Consider the following 17,722-nt stretch of genomic DNA (forward strand, 5'->3'; position numbering starts at 1 on the left):
ATTTGCAGATGATTCGCAGATTTGGAGCTACTTTGCAGCGTCATAAAACAAAACAGGCCAGACAAAAAAACTGTCTGACCTGCTGAAATTCTGGCTCCCCGGGTAGGATTCGAACCTACAACCCTTCGGTTAACAGCCGAATGCTCTGCCGTTGAGCTACCGAGGAATATCGGCGGGGCGACGTTCTCGCCCTCAGCGCAAGATAGAATTATACCGAAGCGCGTTGCGTTTGCAAGAACTTTTTTGGCCCAACGCCAAATTAGTCTCCGACGCGGCGCGAACGCGCTGGAACGGCCGATCGCGGCGGCGCCCACGACGGATCGCGGCGCACCCGATAGCACCGGTGGATGCGAGGATTGCGCTCGAAATCGTGGGGAATGGTGTCGGCGGTAATGTCCTCGATGACCACACCGGCGCGCGCCAAAGCCTCGGTATCGGGCTTGAACGTGCGCAGGTTGCACGAGAACACCGCCACACCGTCGCGGGCGAGCAGACGCGACACGCCGATGAGCAGCTCCACATGGTCGCGCTGCACATCCCACGTGCGCCGCCCCATGGCCTTGGAGTTCGAGAACGTGGGCGGGTCCACGAAGATGAGGTCCCACTGGCGACGGTCGCGTCGGGCCTGCTGAATCCAGCGGGTCGCATCGGCCCGCACCAGCTCGTGGGCGGCACGCCGGCCGGCAGCGCCCTTCCCCGACCGGAGCGCACCGTCGGCGACGACGGGAAAGCCGTTGGCCTCCAAGTTGCGGGCGGCCCATTCCAGATAGGTCGGCGACATGTCCACTGTGGTGGTGGACGCCGCTCCCCCGGCGGCCGCGTGCAGCGTGGCCACGCCCGTGTAGGCGAACAGGTTCAGAAAGCGCTTGCCAGCGGCCATCTTCCCCAGCATCTGGCGCGTGATGCGGTGATCGAGGAAGATACCCGTGTCCAGGTAGCCGCCCAGATCGATCTCGCACAGCAGGCCGTCCTCGGTGGTGTGGGTCACGTAGCTGCGGCCGCCGGCGTCGCGGTACTGGCCGCCGCCGCGGGCGCGCACACGGGCCTTCGAGAACACGTGGTCGGGTCGGATACCCAGCACGGCGGGCACCACGGCAAGCACATCCTCGAATCGGGCGCGGGCCACGGCATCGTCCACCGACTTGGGCGCTGCGTACTCCGCCACATGGGCATACAGGATACCGTCGGATTCCGCCGCCCCCTCGTACAAGTCGATAGCGCAGGCATATTCGGGCAGATCGGCGTCGTACACGCGGTAGCAGCGCACGCCCTCGCGGGCGGCCCACTTGCGGCGCTCGCGGGCCACTTTGCGCAGACGGCTCGCGAACTGCGCGGCCGCGGCGTCGTTCACCTCCACGGAAAGCTCGGTGCCCCCAGCCGGATTGGACACGGCGATGACGGCCGGCTCGCGCGGCGGCGCATCGAACACCTCGAGGACGGCCTCGGTGCGCCCCGCCCCCATGGTCAGCCGCCGAGCCGGGGCAACGCCGAAGCGCGCGGCCAGCGCGCCGGTACCGAGGAATCCGGAGCGTGCTCCGGCCGGTGCCCGACGGGCGGCCGCCACGCAAGCCGCCTGCTCGGCCACGGCCCGGGCGTCATCGTCGCGCGAGGGAGGCGCGGCCGAGGCCACCACCACCGACGGTGCGGGCCGTCCGACATCGCCGGCAGCCGCCTCATTCCCGGCCGGGGCCATCACACCCGCGGCGCGCGCCACCGCGGCCGCCAGACGCTCCTCCACGGCCGCCGCATCCCCGGAGCCGACCGCCTCCACGCTGGCAACGGCCCGCAGGCCGGCCGCACGCAAATGGCGACGCGCCCGAGCCACAGCCGGCGACGACTCCGACAGACCCACGATGCGCACCGAGCGCTGATCGGGCGCATCGGCCCCCGCCCGGGCGGCCTTCTGCGCCCCCAAGATGCGCTCCAGCCCCGCCTCAAGGCGATCGTCGGCCTCGGCCAGCATATCGTCCCAGGCTGCCTCGTCGGCAAGGCCCCAGCCGGCAAAGCCCCAGCGGTCGCGCACGAGCCCCGGCGCCTGATCGACCAGAAGCCCCGCGGCCTCGCACACCAGGATGCCGTCGTCGCATGCCGGATCGAGCAGACCCCACCCCTCCCGCAGCAGCTCGCCGGCACCCAGGGCCGCCAGCAGGGCCGCCGCCTGGGCCACGGCCACCGGCGCGTCGGCGCCGTCCTCGCCGTCCAGATAGCTGCGGCGCGCGAGCGACCGCCCCGACAGATCGAGCGACACCGTGGCCCGCTCGCCCTTCAGGCGCACCTCTACCAGCGCGTCGGGCTCGTGGGCGTCTACATCCGGTCGCGCGCCGCGCGCCGCCACCAGGGCGTCGCACAGGGCATCTTTCACCTTCAAGGCCGTGAACTGGGTGTTGCGCAGATTGTCGTTCATGCCCTTGGCCCGCACGGCAATGCTCGCTGCCGGGTCGATGGCCGCATCCCAGGGCAGCGCCCGCGCCCCCTCGTACAGCGCCTCGGCGTCGCGGGCGCCCACGCGACCCACCACGACGTTCACCCGTCCCGCCAAGCGCGACCACAGGCACACGCGCAGCCCCGCGGCGGGCTTGCCGTAAAATGCCGCGCCCCCGGCCAGCGGGCGCACCTTCCGCACGCCCAGGCCGCGCAGCTCGTCGGCCAGCAGCCCCTCCACGCCCGGCGGGCACGTCGCGAAGAACTCGCACTCTTCTCGTTGCCGGCTGTCTTTCACTTGCATGGGCCGCTCATCCACCTTACGTTTCACTCGGGAGCGCCGACCATCTCGCGCCCTGTCCGCCTAGATCCCGCCGCATACCCGCATTTGCGGACAGGCAGAATCACCGTGATTTCATTCCTCGGTTCCATTTTTGGTCACAAATCCGACTTTTGTGCAGCAAATCGGCAATACGCGACCAAAATCGCACCGTTTTGCCGCAAATAAGCCCTGAAAAGAATGCTTTGGGACCGAAATTACCTGCAAAGCTGCACAAAAGTCGGATTTGTGACCAATTTCTTGTACTTCTTTTGCAATCAGACGTAAAATCGCCCGCAACCGAAGCTGCGGGCGACTGCGTCGTTAATCTTCCAGATAGTCCTTCAGCTTGCTGGACCGACTGGGATGCCTCAACTTGGCCAACGTCTTGCTCTCGATCTGGCGGATGCGCTCGCGGGTAACGCCGAACTCGCGACCCACCTCCTCCAGCGTGCGCGGATGACCGTCCTCCAAGCCGAAGCGCAGGCTGATGACCTTGCGCTCACGCTCGGCCAGGCCCTCGAGCACCTTGGCGAGCTGCTCCTGCAGCATGCTGAAGCTGGCGGCGTCGGGAGGCACCACGGCGGCATCGTCCTCGATGAAGTCGCCCAGCTGGGAGTCCTCCTCCTCGCCGATGGGCGTCTCCAGGCTTACCGGTTCCTGGGAGATCTTCTGGATCTCGCGCACGCGCTCGGCGGTGAGGCCCATCTCCTCGCCGATCTCCTCGGGGGTTGGCTCGCGGCCGAGTTCCTGCAGCAGCTGGCGTTGGATGCGCACGAGCTTGTTGATGGTCTCCACCATGTGCACGGGAATGCGGATGGTGCGGGCCTGGTCGGCGATGGCGCGGGTGATGGCCTGGCGGATCCACCAGGTGGCGTAGGTGGAGAACTTGAAGCCCTTGGTGTAGTCGAACTTCTCCACGGCGCGGATGAGGCCCAGATTGCCCTCTTGGATGAGGTCAAGGAACAGCATGCCGCGACCCACGTAGCGCTTGGCGATGGACACCACGAGGCGCAGGTTGGCCTCGATGAGCTGCTGCTTGGCATCCAGGCCCACCTGCTCGATGCGGCCCAGGCGGCGCTTCTCGCGGCGGTCCAGCTCGACGCCGTCCTCTTCCGCCTTTTCCAGTTCCTCGGTGGCGGCCACGCCGGCCTCGATCTTCATGGCCAGGTCGATCTCCTCGGCGGCAGTGAGCAGCGGCACCTTGCCGATCTCCTTCAGGTACATGCGCACCGGGTCGCCGGTGAGCATGGTCACGCCGCCATCGGCCGCGCGCTTGGTGCGGCTGCGGGCGCGGGTGCGCGGCGTCACCTTCGGCAGGGCCGCCACCTCTACGGTGGCCTTCAGCTCCTCCTCGGGAATGCCGTCCAGCAGATCCTCTTCAGGGTCGATGCCCGCCTCGATTTTGTCCTCGGTAAGATTGTCAGAGGCCGTATCGCCGCCGGCGTTCACCGGGGGCTCGGCGTTATCCATATCATCGTCGTCCATGTCGTCGATGTCCTCGACAACCTCTTCCTCGACGATCTCTTCAGTCTCTTGCTCAGGATTCTTCTTTGCAGCATCTGCCACGCGATGGTCCTTTCTCTGGCGTCCGCGCCTGATTTTGGGCATGAAAATGCAATTCTGGCGCAGAGATACAGCAGAGAAGAATACTACAAATATGCGACCCCTTCAAGAGAAAAACGGTATCGATCCACTGGATTGTTTTCCGGAACCTGGTCGAGCAGATTGCGGGAAGGCGAATCGTCACAGCAGATCCATCGGATCCACGTCTACGGCGGCGCTCACCCGGCCGTTCGCCTTGCGGGCGCGGAACAGGCGCGTGAGCGGGGCGGAGATGTCAGCGTCGGCCGGCGCCTTCACCACGATGTGGTAGCGGTAGGTGTTGCGCAGCTTCCCCAACACGCAGGGCACCGCCGGCAGCACCGTCCAGCGCGCATCGCCCACCTCGTTGCGCACCAACTCGGTCAGCTGGGCGTGCAGAAGCTCGGCCTCGGTGGCCACCTCATGCTCGTCGGAGCCCCAGACCAGCACGTTGGCCATGCGCACGTAGGGCGGGAAGCCCAGCATCTGGCGCTTCGGCAGCTCGGTGCGCAGAAACGCGGCGCGGTCGTAGGAGGCGGCCGCCCGGATGGCGGGACTGTCGGCCTCGTAGGTCTGCACCATCACGCGGCCAGGCAGGCTGGCGCGCCCCGCGCGCCCCGCCACCTGCTCGATCAGCTGGAAGGTGCGCTCGCCGGCACGGTAGTCGGGCAGGTGCAGCTGGGTGTCGGCGTTGATGACCCCCACCAGCGTCACGTCGTCGAAATCGAGCCCCTTGGCGATCATCTGGGTGCCCAGCAGCACCGCCGCATCCGCCGCACCGAACTGCTCCAGCAGGGCCTGGTGGGCGCCCTTCGCCTTGGTGGTGTCGGCGTCCATACGGATGATGGGCACGCGCGAGCCCACCCCCGGCATGGTGTTCATCAGCGCGCGCAGGTCGGCCTCCACGCGCTGGGTGCCGGCGCCGAACTTCTTCAGGTAGGGGCTGCCGCATTCCGGGCAGGTCGGCGGGGCGGGCACCGTGTGGCCGCAGTGGTGGCAGACGAGCTTCGCTCCCTGCTCGTGGTAGGTGAGGCTGGTGGCGCAGTGGGGGCATTCCGGCACGAACCCGCAGTCGCGACACAGCAGGAACTTGGCAAAGCCGCGCTGGTTCAGCAGCAGCACCGCCTTGTGGCCCGCGGACAGCTCGGCAGCCAGGGCGCGCGTCAGCTTCCCCGAGAACATGCTGCGAGCGCCCGAGGCGAATTCAGCGGCCATGTTCACCACCTCCACCGGCGGCCGCGGGCGGCCGTTGGCGCGCTCGGGCAGCGCCACCTGCGTCCACAGCGGGTCCTTCGCCGCCGCGTACAGCGCCTCGATGGAGGGGGTGGCGCTTCCGAGCACCACCGCTCCCCCGGTGCGCTCCATCATCCACCGGGCCACGTCGCGGGCCTGGTAGCGCGGGGCCGAGTCCTGCTTATAGGAGCCCTCGTGCTCCTCGTCGATGACGATGAGCCCCACGTTCGCCAGCGGCGTGAACAGGGCGCTGCGGGCACCCACCACCACGCGCGCCGCGCCGCTTCCGATGAAGTCCCATTGGTCGTAGCGCTCGCCGGCGCTCATGCGCGAGTGCATGACGGCCACGGCGTCGCCGAAGCGGCCGCGGAAACGGGCCACGGTTTGGGGCGTGAGCGATATCTCGGGCACCAGCACCACGGCGTTGCGCCCCTCGGCCAGGGTGCGCGCGATGGCCTGCAGGTACACCTCGGTCTTGCCCGAACCGGTCACCCCGTCCACCAGCACCACGCGCCCGCACGCAGCGGCCCGTGCCGCCTCGATGGCCGCCAGGGCCGCCTCCTGCCCGGCCGTCAGCCGGGGCGCGGGCGCTGTGGCAACTACGGAAGCCGAGCCGGCGCCCTCGGGCGCGGGGCTCGCAGGCAGCGGACCGCCCATGCCGCGCAGACGGCGGCGGCGTTCCACCACCACGGCGTCCTTGGCGGCGAGCGCCTTCAGCGTGCCGCCCACAGCCCCGAACTCGGCCGCCAGCTCGGCCACGCGCACGTCACCCACAGCCACGGCCTCCAGTACTTGCTGCTGCTTCACGGCGTTCTTCCGCGGAACGAAGGCGTCGAAGGCCGGCCCGCGGGTGACCCACCGGTCGTCCACCTGGCCGATCTTGGGCTCCTCCAAACGCCACCGCCCGTCGCGGCCGCGCACCACGCGCGGCACGGCGCCGGGCGGCGTGAACAGGCGCACGCAGCTGGCGAGCGGTGCCACATAGCGGTCGGCGATGTACTGGGCGCAGGCCGCGCCCTCCTCGTCGAAGAAAGAAGCCGACAGCACGGCCTCCACCTGGCGCAACTCGGCAGCTGTCAGCGGGTTGCCCCACAGATCGGTGCCCTCGTCGGGCGACGGCGTAGCCTCTTCCATGTCCACGATGTAGCCCACGGCCTTCCGGCCGCCGAGGGTCACCAGCACCGCGCAGCCCACTTCCGCCGCCATGTCGTCGGGCACGGCATAGGAATAAGGGGTGTCGAGGGCCTGGGTGGGAATATCGAGTATGACAGAGGCGATATACATGACCGCCAGTATACCGCAAGCCTACGCCGTGAGGTCGGCGTAGGCAAAGGGCACGAGCAGAGCCAGGTCGTCGGGGGCCATGCGCACCTGACAGCCCACCTTCCCGCCCGAGAAGTAAATCTCGTCGAACAGCTGGGCCGTCTCGTCCACGAAGGTGGCGAAGCGCTTCTTCATGCCGATGGGCGAGCACCCGCCGTGCACATAGCCGGTCAGCGGCAGCAGGTCGCGGGCGCGCACCATGGCCACCGACTTCTCCCCCGCCGCCGCGGAGGCCTTCTTCAGGTCCAGCTCGCAGGCCACAGGTACCAGGAATACGTAATGCTCACCGGATTTGCCCTCGGTGACGAGGGTCTTGAACACAGCATCCACGTCTTCGCCCTGCGATTGGGCGATCTGCACGCCGGTCATCGCGGGGTCGGCGTCGAAGAACAGGGCCTCGTGGACGATGCCGGCGGCGTCCAGCTCGCGCAGGGCGTTGGTCTTGTGGTCTTTGGGAGCGCGGGCCATGGGTTCCTTTCGGCGACGGGATTGCCAGTTGGGGCGGGCGGCCTTCAGGCCGCCCCTACGGGGCGAGGACGCGCAGGGCGGGGACTGCGCACGGCGGACGGCCTGAAGGCCGCCCCTACGGGAGTGGGGCGGGGCGAAGCCGGGCGGGGCTACTTGCGGGCGCTCTTCTTGCCCTTCTTGCCCTTCTTGCCGGTGGCTGCGGCGGCTTGCTCGGCCAGCTGGCGGGCCTGCACTTGGGCGCGCCACGCGGCCACGCAGCCGCCGGCGAAGCACAGCAGCCCCAGGCCCACGGCAACACCCAGCCACACCACGCCCATGCCCATCCAGAAATCGAGGGGGTACATGGAAATGAGCAGCGAGTCGTAGTTGAACGTCCAGCTGCCATCGACGAAGAACAGCGAGTGGAAGGCGGCGAACAGGCCGTTGAAGTCCACGAGTCCCCACAGGCCCAGCACCACGAGCAGCGCCACCAGAAGCGCCGGCCCCATACGCAGCATGAAGGCGAGGGCCGCCCACTGCCGCTGCACGCCCAGCAGCACGGCGATGATCAAAGCCGCCACGCCGATCATGCCCAGCCACGAGCTGCTGCCCACGATAAGGGCGTTGCAATCCTCCAGATGGCTCACAGCCGCGCCGTCCAGAGCGTAGCGGTCGGACACCTTAGCCAGGGCCTCCATGGCATCAAGCGGGGCGGCGCCCTCGTCAAGCGCCCGGCGAGCCGCATCGGACCACTCCCCCGCCTTCGGAGCGCCCTCGGCGCTCGCCGCGCGGGCCGCGTCCACCACCGAGGCGGCCAGTTCCTTCGCCGCCGCCTCGGCGTCGCGGTGCGAGTCCACCGTGAAGGCACGGGTAACGTCGGCCAGTTCCACCAGCTGCTCGTGGGTGTAGGGGGAATCCTCCCCGCTGCTCACAGCCCCGGCCAGGGCGGCGGTAGTGCCAGGCAGGCAGCAGGCCGCGAACCCGCACACCAGCAGCGTGATGGCGAGCACCGTAGCGCCGATGCCGGCGAGAATGCTGTTCGATCCCACAAAGACTCCTTCGGTCGGAAGACGGTCGCGCCGCTAGGCGACGGGGGCGCCGTCGGGGTTGTCGCAGTCAACCCAGATGGTGGCAGCGGTCATGCCGCCGTTCTGCTTGCAGATGGTGGGATAGGGCCCCAGACGGCTGAAGACGCCCTGGAAATGGCCGTTGTACAGGTACAGGCCGTTCAAGTTGTTGTAGGGCACCGGCTCGCTTCGCACCGCGCCGTCGGGCATATCCAGAATGCCCGCATCGGGCGGCAGCGTGTCGGTCTTGAAGGGACGAATATAGCGCTGCACGATGAAAGGATAGCCGGCGCCCTCGTTGGCGTAGCGGTCGATCAGCTGCTCCCACACCTCCTGCGACTGCTCGCATCCGGCGTACACGTTGTCGGCGCCGTAGTGGTCGGTGGGCTTGATGATCCACTCGTCCTTGTTCGCGCGAATCTGGGCCAGATTCACCTCGTCCTCGTTCAAAAACGCCGTCATGGGCACGGCGGCCTCCACGAAGGCGATCTCCTCCTCGGTGAGGAAGGCCTGGGTCTCGGGCTTGAACAGCACCTCGAACAGCTGCTTGTCGTGCACGATATGACCGGCGAACGACCCGATGAGCGCCACTTTCCGCGCCCGCACCGCATCGATGAGCGCCTGCGATTCGTCCCAGAACTGAAGCACGTCGTTGGTCACGCAGCGGCGCCAGATGGCGTTCACGGGCTTGCCGTCGCCGTCGCGCAGCACCTCGCCGTCGAAGACGAGGTCGCGCACATCGACCACGGCACAGTCCACCCCGGCCGCGCGGAACCGCTCGGCGAAGATGTGGAACTCATCCACCACGCCGTTCTCCAGGTAGTCGCAGATGGCCACGCGCGGGTTCTCCACCTTGAAGCGATAGGTGGCGTAGATGTCCATGAAGGCGCGCACCCAGGGATCGAACAGGTCGCAGCCCAGCAGACGGTGATTCTCGGCAAAGGCGCGGAAGGCCTCGGAATCCTTGATGGAGTTCGTGATCTCGCGGTTCTCGTTCATGCCCGCGCTGCCGTCGCCGTTGAACTCGCAGAAGTGGATGCGGTAATCGTCCTCGTTCAGGAAGGTGTCCACGCGGGCGAAGGGCAGCACCGCATCGTAGTCGCGCGGCAGGCAGATGAGCTCCACCAAACGCTCGTCGAAGTCGAAGTTCTTCCGATATGCGGCATCTTCCCGATACCGCTCGATCACCTTGCACAGGATGCCGTGGCAGGTTTCGGCCGTGTGCTTCATCACATCGTAGGTGCGCTGGTTGAACAGGCGCGGCACGAAGCTGGACGCCACCACCTCGTGGTGCACGATGGCCGTGGAGTCCATCATGTAGGCGAAGGCGGCGCGGCGCCCCTCGATGGCGCCGTCCAGTTCGTCGATGATCTGGAAGTAGTCGCGCGTGTAGTCGGCGTTAGTGGGCATGGGAGCTCTTTTCCTCGACTCTGGTATATCCGCATAAGTGTAGCACGTTGCAGCGAGGACGCACCGCAGGCGTAGCGGAGCCGTTGGTCGGCCCGGCCATATGCCACACCCGCCGAGTCGCAGAAGAGTGGACCGCATCGCCGACGAGACGTTATGCGCCGCCCGCGGACACAGCACCTTCCGTATGGTTTCTGTATCCTTCACCGTGCATATTGTTGCGCCAGCACCCCTTCCCCGCTACCATGGGCCATTGCGCCGCACCACGCTGCAAAGTCCTTCGGAAACCGTCCGACCGGCACCGGCGCGCACCATATTATCCAGAGTCGGGGTAGAGAGTTGGCTCGCCGATCCCGACACCAACCTGACGCGCCTCGCCCGCGGGCGGCCGCCAAGGTGGTCCGGCCAACAGCGATAAGGAAGGAATCTCATGACCGAGAGCCATTCGAGCTATCTGTTCACCTCCGAATCTGTTACGGAAGGCCACCCCGACAAGATCTGCGACCAGATTTCCGACGCCATCTTGGACGCCATTCTGGCCAAGGAGATCGCGCTAGCCGAGGAGGGCTATATCGCCCCCGACGGGCAGCCGGCCGATCCCACGAAGTTCCGCTGCGCCTGTGAGACGCTGGTGACCACGGGCACCGTGTTCGTCACCGGAGAGATTCGCACCCAGGCCTACGTGGACGTGCAGTCCATCGTGCGCGACGTGGTGTGCGGCATCGGCTACGACCGCGCCAAGTACGGCTTCGACGGCAACACCTGCGCCGTGATGAGCTCCATCCACGAGCAGTCGGCCGACATCGCCCAGGGCGTGGACGAATCCTTCGAGGCCCAGCGCGACGCCGCCGCGGCCGCCGACCCCTACGAGACGGTGGGCGCGGGCGACCAGGGCATGATGTTCGGCTACGCCTGCAACGAGACGAGCACCCTCATGCCCATGCCCATTTACCTGGCGCACCGCCTCTCCGAGCGCCTGACCGAGGTGCGCAAGAACGGCACGCTGGATTTCCTGCGCCCCGACGGCAAGACCCAGGTGTCGGTGCGCTACGTGGACGGCGTGCCCACCGCGGTGGAGAAGGTGGTCGTGTCCACCCAGCATTCGGAGGACATCGAGCAGGACGCCCTGCGCGAGGCCATCGTGGAGACGGTCATCCGCCCGGTGTTCGCGGCCGAGGGCGTGGAACTGGCCGCGGACTGCGAGATCTACGTGAACCCCACCGGCCGCTTCGTCATCGGCGGCCCCATGGGCGACGCGGGCCTCACGGGCCGCAAGATCATCGTGGACACCTACGGCGGCATGGGCCGCCACGGCGGCGGCGCCTTCTCGGGCAAGGACTGCACCAAGGTGGACCGCTCGGCCGCCTATGCGGCACGCTGGGTGGCCAAAAACGTGGTGGCCGCCGGCCTGGCCGACCGCTGCGAGGTGCAGATCGCCTACGCCATCGGCGTGGCCCAGCCCGTGAGCGTGATGGTGGAGACCTTCGGCACCGCGCACGTGCCCGAATCCGACATCGAGCGCGCCGTGGCCGAGGTGTTCGATCTGCGCCCCGGCGCCATCATCGACGCGCTGGATCTGCGCCGTCCCATCTATCAGAAGACGGCCGCCTACGGCCACTTCGGTCGCGAGCTGCCCGAGTTCACCTGGGAGGCCACCGACAAGGTGGACGCCCTGCGTGCCGCCTGCGGGCTCGAATAGGGACTATTCGGCGGCGGTAGCGCGCAAAGGAAGCGGCGGGTGTTCTGACCGAGCGAGTTCCGCAGCGACGAGAACAGTCCTGTGGACTGTTCTCCAAAGCGAGGACTGTTTGAGCGAATCAGAATACCCGGCGATTCCGACCGAGGAAACGTTACAACAAAGGGCCCCGGTTGGGGCCCTTTCCCGTGTGCTGAGTAGAACGGGGGCTACTCCCCTTCGCGGTAGACCGTGGCGGTCACGCGCGCGATGCGGCGACCGGTGTCATCGGTCACCTCGGTGGTGTAGAAGCCCAGATGGCGTCCTGACTTCTCGGCATCGCACGTGGCGATGAGCTTCGTGCCGCGCGAGGCTGACATGAAGTCGATAGCGCTGTTGACCGACACGCTCGGCGGCTGGCCGATGTTGCTGGCGAGCGCCAGGGCGAAGTCGGCCAGGGTGAACACCGCGCCGCCCATCACGTTGCCCAGCGCGTTGCGGTGGTGGTCCTGGATATCCAGCTCCACCACGCCATGACCCACCGCACCTTCCACAATGCGGCAGCCCACGTGCTCGGCGAAGCGGTCGTGGCCGAAGAAGTCGTTCAGCTCGTCGAGGGTGGGATGATCACTTAACTGCTTAGCCATGGTGCGCCTTTCGTCATGGGAGCCTAACGCAAGGGGCGACGGAAGTCGCCCCTGGTTGCAAATGAGATTTCCCGCTTCAGTGGGCGGGCTAAAGCCCGCCCCTACGGATGAGGGCGAGGGCCATGCCCGCGGATGAGGAGAGGGCCGCAGCTGCGCGTGGGCTAAAGGCCCCCTACGGACGGGCGAAGCGGAGGTCGTTCTAGCCCTGGGTCACGGGGGTAGCCTGGGCGGCGAACAGCTCCAGGTACTGACCATCGGACACGGTAACCACCTGCTTGCCACCGGCGATGACGTACTGGGTGTCCACGATGGAGTCGTCGTTGAAGTCGAGATCCTTCATAACGAAGGCCGCGCTCTCCTCGGTGGTCTCGCGCTCGCTGACGGGCAGCGCCGTCACCGTGTAGCTGCCGGCGGGAATATCGATGCCCACGCGGTAGCACCCGTTGGTGTAGGGCACCGCAGGCTCGATAGAAGTGGTGGGCGCCGGACGCATGGTCACCTCAGCGCCGGGCACGTACGCGATCAGGTCGCCGTCATCCAACTCGGCGAAGTAGTTGCCGAAGTACTGCACGGCATCGTCCAGCTCGTAGTTGTCCGAGCCATTGTCGTCATACTCGAAGATGTAGTAGTGGCTCAGAGCGTCGTTGGAGCCTTCCAGATAGTAAAGTCCCGCCGGAATATCGGCATCGGGTCCCACGGTGTAGTACCCCATGGCGCACGTGCCATCGGCGCCGGGCGTGCCGGCAGGCAGGCCGGCGCCCTCGAGCGCGTCGGCGATCTCTTCGTAGGTGTAGGTTTCGAAAGACGAGTCCTCATCCAGCAGATCGTAGTCGTCCTCGGGAGGATAGCTGTAGTCGTAATCGTCGTCGTAGTCGTAATCGTCGTAACCATAGTCGCGGTTGCGATCGTAATCGTAGCTATCGTCGTAGCTGGACGCGGCCATGACGCCCACGCAGCTGACGCAACCGCCCAGACCGATAACGAGACCCACGGCCAAACCCAGCAGGAACCAGGGCCAGCGGCGCTTCTGACCGCCCGAGGCCGGAGGCTCGTAGCCGTAAACCGGCGCCGGGGGCACCGGGGGCACGGGAGGCACGGGCTGCTGGGGCTGGGCGGCACCGTAGGTGTAGACCTGGTCGTAGGCGCCATAGGAAGCCTGCTGGTACGTCGGCTGCCCAGCGGCCGCCGCGGGCTGCGGGGCCGGCTCGTAAACCGCATAGGGCTGGGTCGCCGAAGCCGGCTGCTGGGGCACAGGCGCCGGGGAGAAACCGGCCGTTGCCGCAGGCGCGGCGGGCGCGGTCACCTCGGGCGCCGGGATGGCGGGGCCCGCAGTCGCCGGAGCGGGAGCCGCCGTCGCGCTCAGCGCAGCGAAGGGATTCTCCGACACCGGGGCGGCCGGAGTCGTCGGAGCCGCTGGGGCAACGGCCGCAACCTCGGGCGCCTCGCCCCCTGCAGGCGCCGGCACTTCCGACGCCGGAGCAGCCGGGGCGGTCGCCTCGGGCTCGGGCTGCGCAGGAGGCTCGGGAGCCTGTCCCTCGCCGTTCACGTTCTTATTCTCGTCCATGGTCCTCGACCTTTCTAGTTGTTGAACACCTTCGCGACCACGCCGTCGATGCGCGCCACCACATCGGCCGGATCCATCAGCATCATGGCCTCGAACAGCGGCGGCGACACCATGTTGCCGGCGATGGCCACGCGCAGGGGCTGGAACAAAAGCTTCGGCTTGAGCCCGGCCTCCTCGCCCGCCGCGCGGCACAGCTCCTGCAGCGCCTCGGCATCCCAGGGATTGTCGTCGTCGGCCAGGATGGCACGACAAATGGCAAGCGCCTCATCGGCCCGCGAGCCCTCCTTCAGCAGCACCTTCTGCACGCTCTTCTCGTCGAGCACCACCGAGTCGCCCCAGAACAAGAATGCCAGCTTCGCGGGGATCTCGTCCATGCGCGAGAGCCGCTCGGCCACGAGCGGGTACATGGCCTGGTAGAACTCGGCGTCATCGTCCACGTCGGCCAGGCAGGCCTCCCAGGTCTCGGCATCCACGCCCTCGCCGGGCACCCGCGTGATCGCCGCGGCGGCCTCGGCCTCTTCCTTAGTGGGCGTGGGCGCCACGATGATGCCGTCGGCCACGTTGCTGCCGTCGATGTTGGTTTGGGCGAGCCAGGGCTTCGCGGCCTGCACCCACGCGGCGGCGCCCATCTCACGGATGTAGACGCCGTCCATCCAGTCGAGCTTCTTCTCGTCGAAGATGGAGTGCTTCTTGGTGATGCGGTCGAGCGAGAAGCGCCGGCACAGCTCCGCCGGCGGGATGATGGTGGTCTCGCCGTCGAGCGACCAGCCCAGCAGCGCGAGGAAGTTCACGAGCGCGTCGGGCAGATAGCCGCGGTCGCGGTACTCCTCCACGTTGGTGGCCCCGTGGCGTTTGGAGAGCTTCTTGCCGTCGGCACCCAGAATCATGGACAGGTGCGCGAACAGCGGCACCTCGGCGCCCAGCGCCTCGTAGATGAGCACCTGGCGCGGCGTGTTGGACAGGTGGTCGTCACCGCGAATGACATGGGTGATGCCCATGTTCACGTCGTCGCAGACCACGGCAAAGTTGTAGGTGAAGGTGCCGTCGGTGCGGCGCAGAATCATGTCGTCCATCACGTCGATGGGGAAGCTCATCTGCCCGTATACCGCGTCCTCGAACTCCACGGGGCCGTGGCCCTCGGGCACCGCGAGGCGCCACACGTGGGGCTCGCCGGCCGCGATGCGCGAGGCGGCCTCCTCGCGCGGGATGGAGCGGCAGGTGCGGTCGTAGCCCGCGTAGCCGCCCTGGGTCTTCTCGGCCTCGGCGCGCTTGGCATCCAGCGTCTCCTTCGAGCAGAAGCACGGGTAGGCCGCCCCCGCTTCGATGAGTTTCTGAAGCGCCGCCTCGTAGGTGCCGGTGCGTTGGGTCTGAAAGTAGGGGCCGCACGGACCGCCCACCTCGGGGCCCTCGTCCCAATCAAGGCCCATCCAGCGCAGGGCGCGCAAGATGATCTGGGTGTTCTCCTCGGTGGAGCGCTCCGGGTCGGTATCCTCGATACGCAGGACGAAGGTACCGCCGCACGAGCGGGCGAAGGCCCAGTTGTAGATGGCAGTGCGGGCGCCGCCGATGTGCAGCTTGCCGGTGGGAGAAGGCGCGAAGCGGACGCGCACGGGCTTAGTGGTGTCGGTCATGAAAATCCTTAAAAACTCGGTCGTGTACGGGGCTGATAGGTCACCGCCCAGTATATCACGGCCTCGCCCGCGCTCCTGCCGCCCGCGTCACCTTCCACCCACCCCACAAAAGCGCGGCCGCCGAGGTGCGGCGAGCCCCGTAGCCATCGGGGGCAGCACGCTTCGGCGCAGCGGCCGTCATCCGGACGCAGCGACCGGCGTCCGGCCGCCGATCCCCTACCCCAGCTTCCGCACGGGCTGGGGCAGCCGGCCTACAGTAATGGGCAGCGCGGCCAAGGCCGCCATGTCCTCGTCAGCGGCCTCCTCGGCACGCAGTTGCTGGCTCATATCCAGCCCGGCCAGTTCGAAGGCCTCCAAGGCAGCTGCGGCATAATCGCGCTTGCAAGACCCATTGAGGCGCTTCCATGGGATGCCGGCAAACCAACCGACTACTTCCTCATCCAGGGGCAGACGCCCTTGCATGAGCAGCGCAGCGATCACTGGATAGCCAGCATAGCCCTGCCAGTAAGTAGCGCTGTCGTTGGAGCGGTAATGCCCGGCATCGTCCCAGGTGACGGTGTACTCTTTCAAGCCGTCCGACGACCGCACCGTCAGATGATCGGGAGCCAGATCGAACCGCTCGTCAGCAAGCGCGCTGTAGGCTTCGTACACTTTCTCGATGGGCGGCAGCTTCTCCATGGCCATCGCTTCCTTTCGCATCAGGCAGCGCACGCGCGATGAGGCGCGCTTCTTACATCCGATTCATGGTAACAACCCGCGCAATTCCAACAGCCGCAGAAAATGCTCTCGTTTTTCAAACGAAATGCAGCTGAAACGCAAGGATTCTTGTGTTTTTTCGTCTTTCTCGATATCGGCCCCAAGCCCCTCACCTTGCCTTTGTCAACCAAATACGACGAAGTTGCGACAGTAGCGAGACTCCCGTGCGACACCCCTCTGCTAGAATCGCGCCCCCTCGTCCTTCGCCCTCACGCAAACGTTCGAAAGGAGACGCCTATGGCTACCGCCCTCGCAGGTCCAAGCGCCATTCAAGCTATCCGAAACAGGCGGCGCGTCTGTGCGCTATGGACCACGAACCCGCGACCCATGCTCCTCGGGTCAAAGAGCCCCAGCGACGCTGAGCTTACCCTGGCGCGCTCGTACCTCGCACCTTGTTCTGACGATCTTTGCCTCACCGTCCACCCACCTCAACGACGTCGGAACGCCGATGGCATCCGATTTGCCACCCATAGCGCGGCTTTTCCACGAGGATCGTTCATTCACTTGGAGGGTCAGCTCTATCTTTCCTCGCCGGAGCTTGCATTCCTGCAAATGCACGACCACGCAAGCGATTTCGAGTGCATCGCCCTCGGCTTCGAGCTTTGCGGAACTTACACACGTATCGGCGCCGACGCCATGGCCTACGACATCGCACCCGCAACGTCGGCAGACAAGATCAGTCGGTTTCTTCATCGGGCGCACGGGATGCGCCACCGCTCCCGCGCCCTGCGAAATCTCGGACACATTAAGGAGAATTCGGCATCGCCACGCGAAACGCAGCTGGCGATGATCCTCGGCCTTCCCACGCGACTCGGTGGATACGGTCTCGCCGATTTTGAGCTCAACGCGCCGATCGATGTGCCAGCCACCACGAAGTTCCCTTGGCGCAGAGACATCCGACGCGCCGATATCAGCTGGCCACGCGAATGCGTAGCTGTCGAGTACGATAGCGATGAGTTCCACGTTGGTGCCGAGAAGATAGCGCGCGATGCCGAGCGACGGACGCTCCTTCAAGCGGCGGGATACGACCTGGTCGTTGTTACCAACAGCCAGTTCAAAAGAACCAGCGAGCTAGATCGTATATGCGCCGTGCTCTATCGCCTGCTCGGCAGACGATGGCGCTGCCGCATGCCCGAATACCTCATGCGCAAAGAGGATCTCCACAGACGGGTCAGAAACCTGTCGATTTAGGCAGACTCAGGGAGATGCACGGCCGCGAAACTGATGATCGAGCATCTCCAGCCACCCTCATTCGTCTCAGACTGCACAAGAACGACCGATTTCTGGTCACGAATTCGACTTTTGTGCACAAATCGAGCGTTTCAGAGTGCGCGCAGGCATTCCGCGCGAGCTTCCGCTCGGCAGAAGCCCGTGTTTTACCAGATGAACTGCAAGCTGCTTCCAGCTTAGCAACCAAATATGCCCCCAGCGAGGCAACGTCGTGCACAAAAGTCGAATTCGTGACCACGATCGGGGTCGTTTTATGTCATGGCGAGAAAAAGACCCGTGCGGCCACATGCATCAAACAGCAAACGGGGTTCCTTTTCGCTAAACGTATCCGTCAGAATGCCCGAAAACAAGGCTCATAACACGCCGAGGCTAATCGGGAAGGCGCCAGAGCGGATCGGGGGGGGGGGGGGGGGGGGGG

The 17,722-nt window shown here is 66.4% G+C and carries 12 protein-coding genes and 1 tRNA gene; 2 read left to right on the forward strand and 11 right to left on the reverse strand.

The window, feature by feature from the left end:
* Positions 1-91: 91 nt before the first annotated feature.
* The 7 genes from VIN30_RS06135 to VIN30_RS06165 form a co-directional block, all read right to left on the reverse strand.
* Positions 92-166, reverse strand: a tRNA-Asn gene (locus VIN30_RS06135).
* 93 nt (positions 167-259) lie between these two features.
* Positions 260-2,725, reverse strand: coding sequence for a bifunctional 23S rRNA (guanine(2069)-N(7))-methyltransferase RlmK/23S rRNA (guanine(2445)-N(2))-methyltransferase RlmL (gene rlmKL / locus VIN30_RS06140; RefSeq protein WP_338210085.1), 2,466 nt, complete (start codon positions 2,723-2,725; stop codon positions 260-262).
* 339 nt (positions 2,726-3,064) lie between these two features.
* Positions 3,065-4,309, reverse strand: a complete 1,245-nt coding sequence (gene rpoD / locus VIN30_RS06145; RefSeq protein ID WP_394355774.1) for an RNA polymerase sigma factor RpoD — start codon at positions 4,307-4,309, stop codon at positions 3,065-3,067.
* Positions 4,310-4,486: 177 nt separating this feature from the next.
* Positions 4,487-6,841 carry a replication restart helicase PriA gene (gene priA / locus VIN30_RS06150; RefSeq protein ID WP_338210087.1) on the reverse strand — a complete coding sequence of 785 codons (2,355 nt, stop codon included), beginning with the start codon at positions 6,839-6,841 and terminating at the stop codon, positions 4,487-4,489.
* Between the two features lie 21 nt (positions 6,842-6,862).
* Complete coding sequence (gene ybaK / locus VIN30_RS06155; RefSeq protein WP_338210088.1) at positions 6,863-7,348, reverse strand: Cys-tRNA(Pro) deacylase; 486 nt, start codon at positions 7,346-7,348, stop codon at positions 6,863-6,865.
* 149 nt (positions 7,349-7,497) lie between these two features.
* A complete protein-coding gene (locus tag VIN30_RS06160; RefSeq protein ID WP_338210090.1) occupies positions 7,498-8,376 on the reverse strand; it encodes a lipoprotein intramolecular transacylase Lit in 879 nt (292 codons plus the stop codon).
* 33 nt (positions 8,377-8,409) lie between these two features.
* On the reverse strand, positions 8,410-9,804 hold the full coding sequence (locus VIN30_RS06165; protein WP_338210092.1) for a circularly permuted type 2 ATP-grasp protein: 1,395 nt from the start codon (positions 9,802-9,804) through the stop codon (positions 8,410-8,412).
* A 427-nt stretch (positions 9,805-10,231) separates the two neighbouring features.
* Here VIN30_RS06165 and metK point away from each other — a divergent pair, with 427 nt between their 5' ends.
* Positions 10,232-11,500 carry a methionine adenosyltransferase gene (gene metK / locus VIN30_RS06170; RefSeq protein ID WP_338210094.1) on the forward strand — a complete coding sequence of 423 codons (1,269 nt, stop codon included), beginning with the start codon at positions 10,232-10,234 and terminating at the stop codon, positions 11,498-11,500.
* A gap of 206 nt (positions 11,501-11,706) precedes the next feature.
* Here metK and VIN30_RS06175 read toward each other — a convergent pair whose 3' ends face one another.
* From VIN30_RS06175 to VIN30_RS06190, 4 genes are all read right to left on the reverse strand, one after another.
* The gene (locus VIN30_RS06175) at positions 11,707-12,123 is read right to left on the reverse strand and encodes a PaaI family thioesterase (RefSeq protein ID WP_326424220.1); all 417 of its coding nucleotides are present in this window, start codon (positions 12,121-12,123) and stop codon (positions 11,707-11,709) included.
* A 199-nt stretch (positions 12,124-12,322) separates the two neighbouring features.
* Positions 12,323-13,687 (reverse strand): hypothetical protein, encoded by a 1,365-nt coding sequence (locus VIN30_RS06180; RefSeq protein ID WP_338210097.1) that lies wholly within the window; start codon positions 13,685-13,687, stop codon positions 12,323-12,325.
* A gap of 14 nt (positions 13,688-13,701) precedes the next feature.
* Complete coding sequence (gltX, locus tag VIN30_RS06185; protein WP_338210099.1) at positions 13,702-15,318, reverse strand: glutamate--tRNA ligase; 1,617 nt, start codon at positions 15,316-15,318, stop codon at positions 13,702-13,704.
* Positions 15,319-15,534: 216 nt separating this feature from the next.
* On the reverse strand, positions 15,535-15,996 hold the full coding sequence (locus tag VIN30_RS06190; protein WP_326424217.1) for a hypothetical protein: 462 nt from the start codon (positions 15,994-15,996) through the stop codon (positions 15,535-15,537).
* A gap of 582 nt (positions 15,997-16,578) precedes the next feature.
* Between VIN30_RS06190 and VIN30_RS06195 the strand changes: the two genes are divergently transcribed.
* Positions 16,579-17,265, forward strand: a complete 687-nt coding sequence (locus tag VIN30_RS06195; protein ID WP_338210101.1) for a hypothetical protein — start codon at positions 16,579-16,581, stop codon at positions 17,263-17,265.
* Positions 17,266-17,722: the final 457 nt, after the last annotated feature.

The sequence above is a fragment of the Adlercreutzia wanghongyangiae genome (assembly GCF_035989245.1).
Lineage (GTDB): Bacteria > Actinomycetota > Coriobacteriia > Coriobacteriales > Eggerthellaceae > Adlercreutzia > Adlercreutzia wanghongyangiae.

Excerpts from the sequence above, each read along its gene's own strand:
- VIN30_RS06190 (WP_326424217.1), bottom strand. The coding sequence starts at position 15,996 with ATGGAGAAGCTGCCGCCCATCGAGAAAGTGTACGAAGCCTACAGCGCG.
- gltX (WP_338210099.1), bottom strand. The coding sequence starts at position 15,318 with ATGACCGACACCACTAAGCCCGTGCGCGTCCGCTTCGCGCCTTCTCCC.
- VIN30_RS06180 (WP_338210097.1), bottom strand. The coding sequence starts at position 13,687 with ATGGACGAGAATAAGAACGTGAACGGCGAGGGACAGGCTCCCGAGCCT.
- VIN30_RS06175 (WP_326424220.1), bottom strand. The coding sequence starts at position 12,123 with ATGGCTAAGCAGTTAAGTGATCATCCCACCCTCGACGAGCTGAACGAC.
- rlmKL (WP_338210085.1), bottom strand. The coding sequence starts at position 2,725 with ATGCAAGTGAAAGACAGCCGGCAACGAGAAGAGTGCGAGTTCTTCGCG.
- VIN30_RS06165 (WP_338210092.1), bottom strand. The coding sequence starts at position 9,804 with ATGCCCACTAACGCCGACTACACGCGCGACTACTTCCAGATCATCGAC.
- priA (WP_338210087.1), bottom strand. The coding sequence starts at position 6,841 with ATGTATATCGCCTCTGTCATACTCGATATTCCCACCCAGGCCCTCGAC.
- ybaK (WP_338210088.1), bottom strand. The coding sequence starts at position 7,348 with ATGGCCCGCGCTCCCAAAGACCACAAGACCAACGCCCTGCGCGAGCTG.
- metK (WP_338210094.1), top strand. The coding sequence starts at position 10,232 with ATGACCGAGAGCCATTCGAGCTATCTGTTCACCTCCGAATCTGTTACG.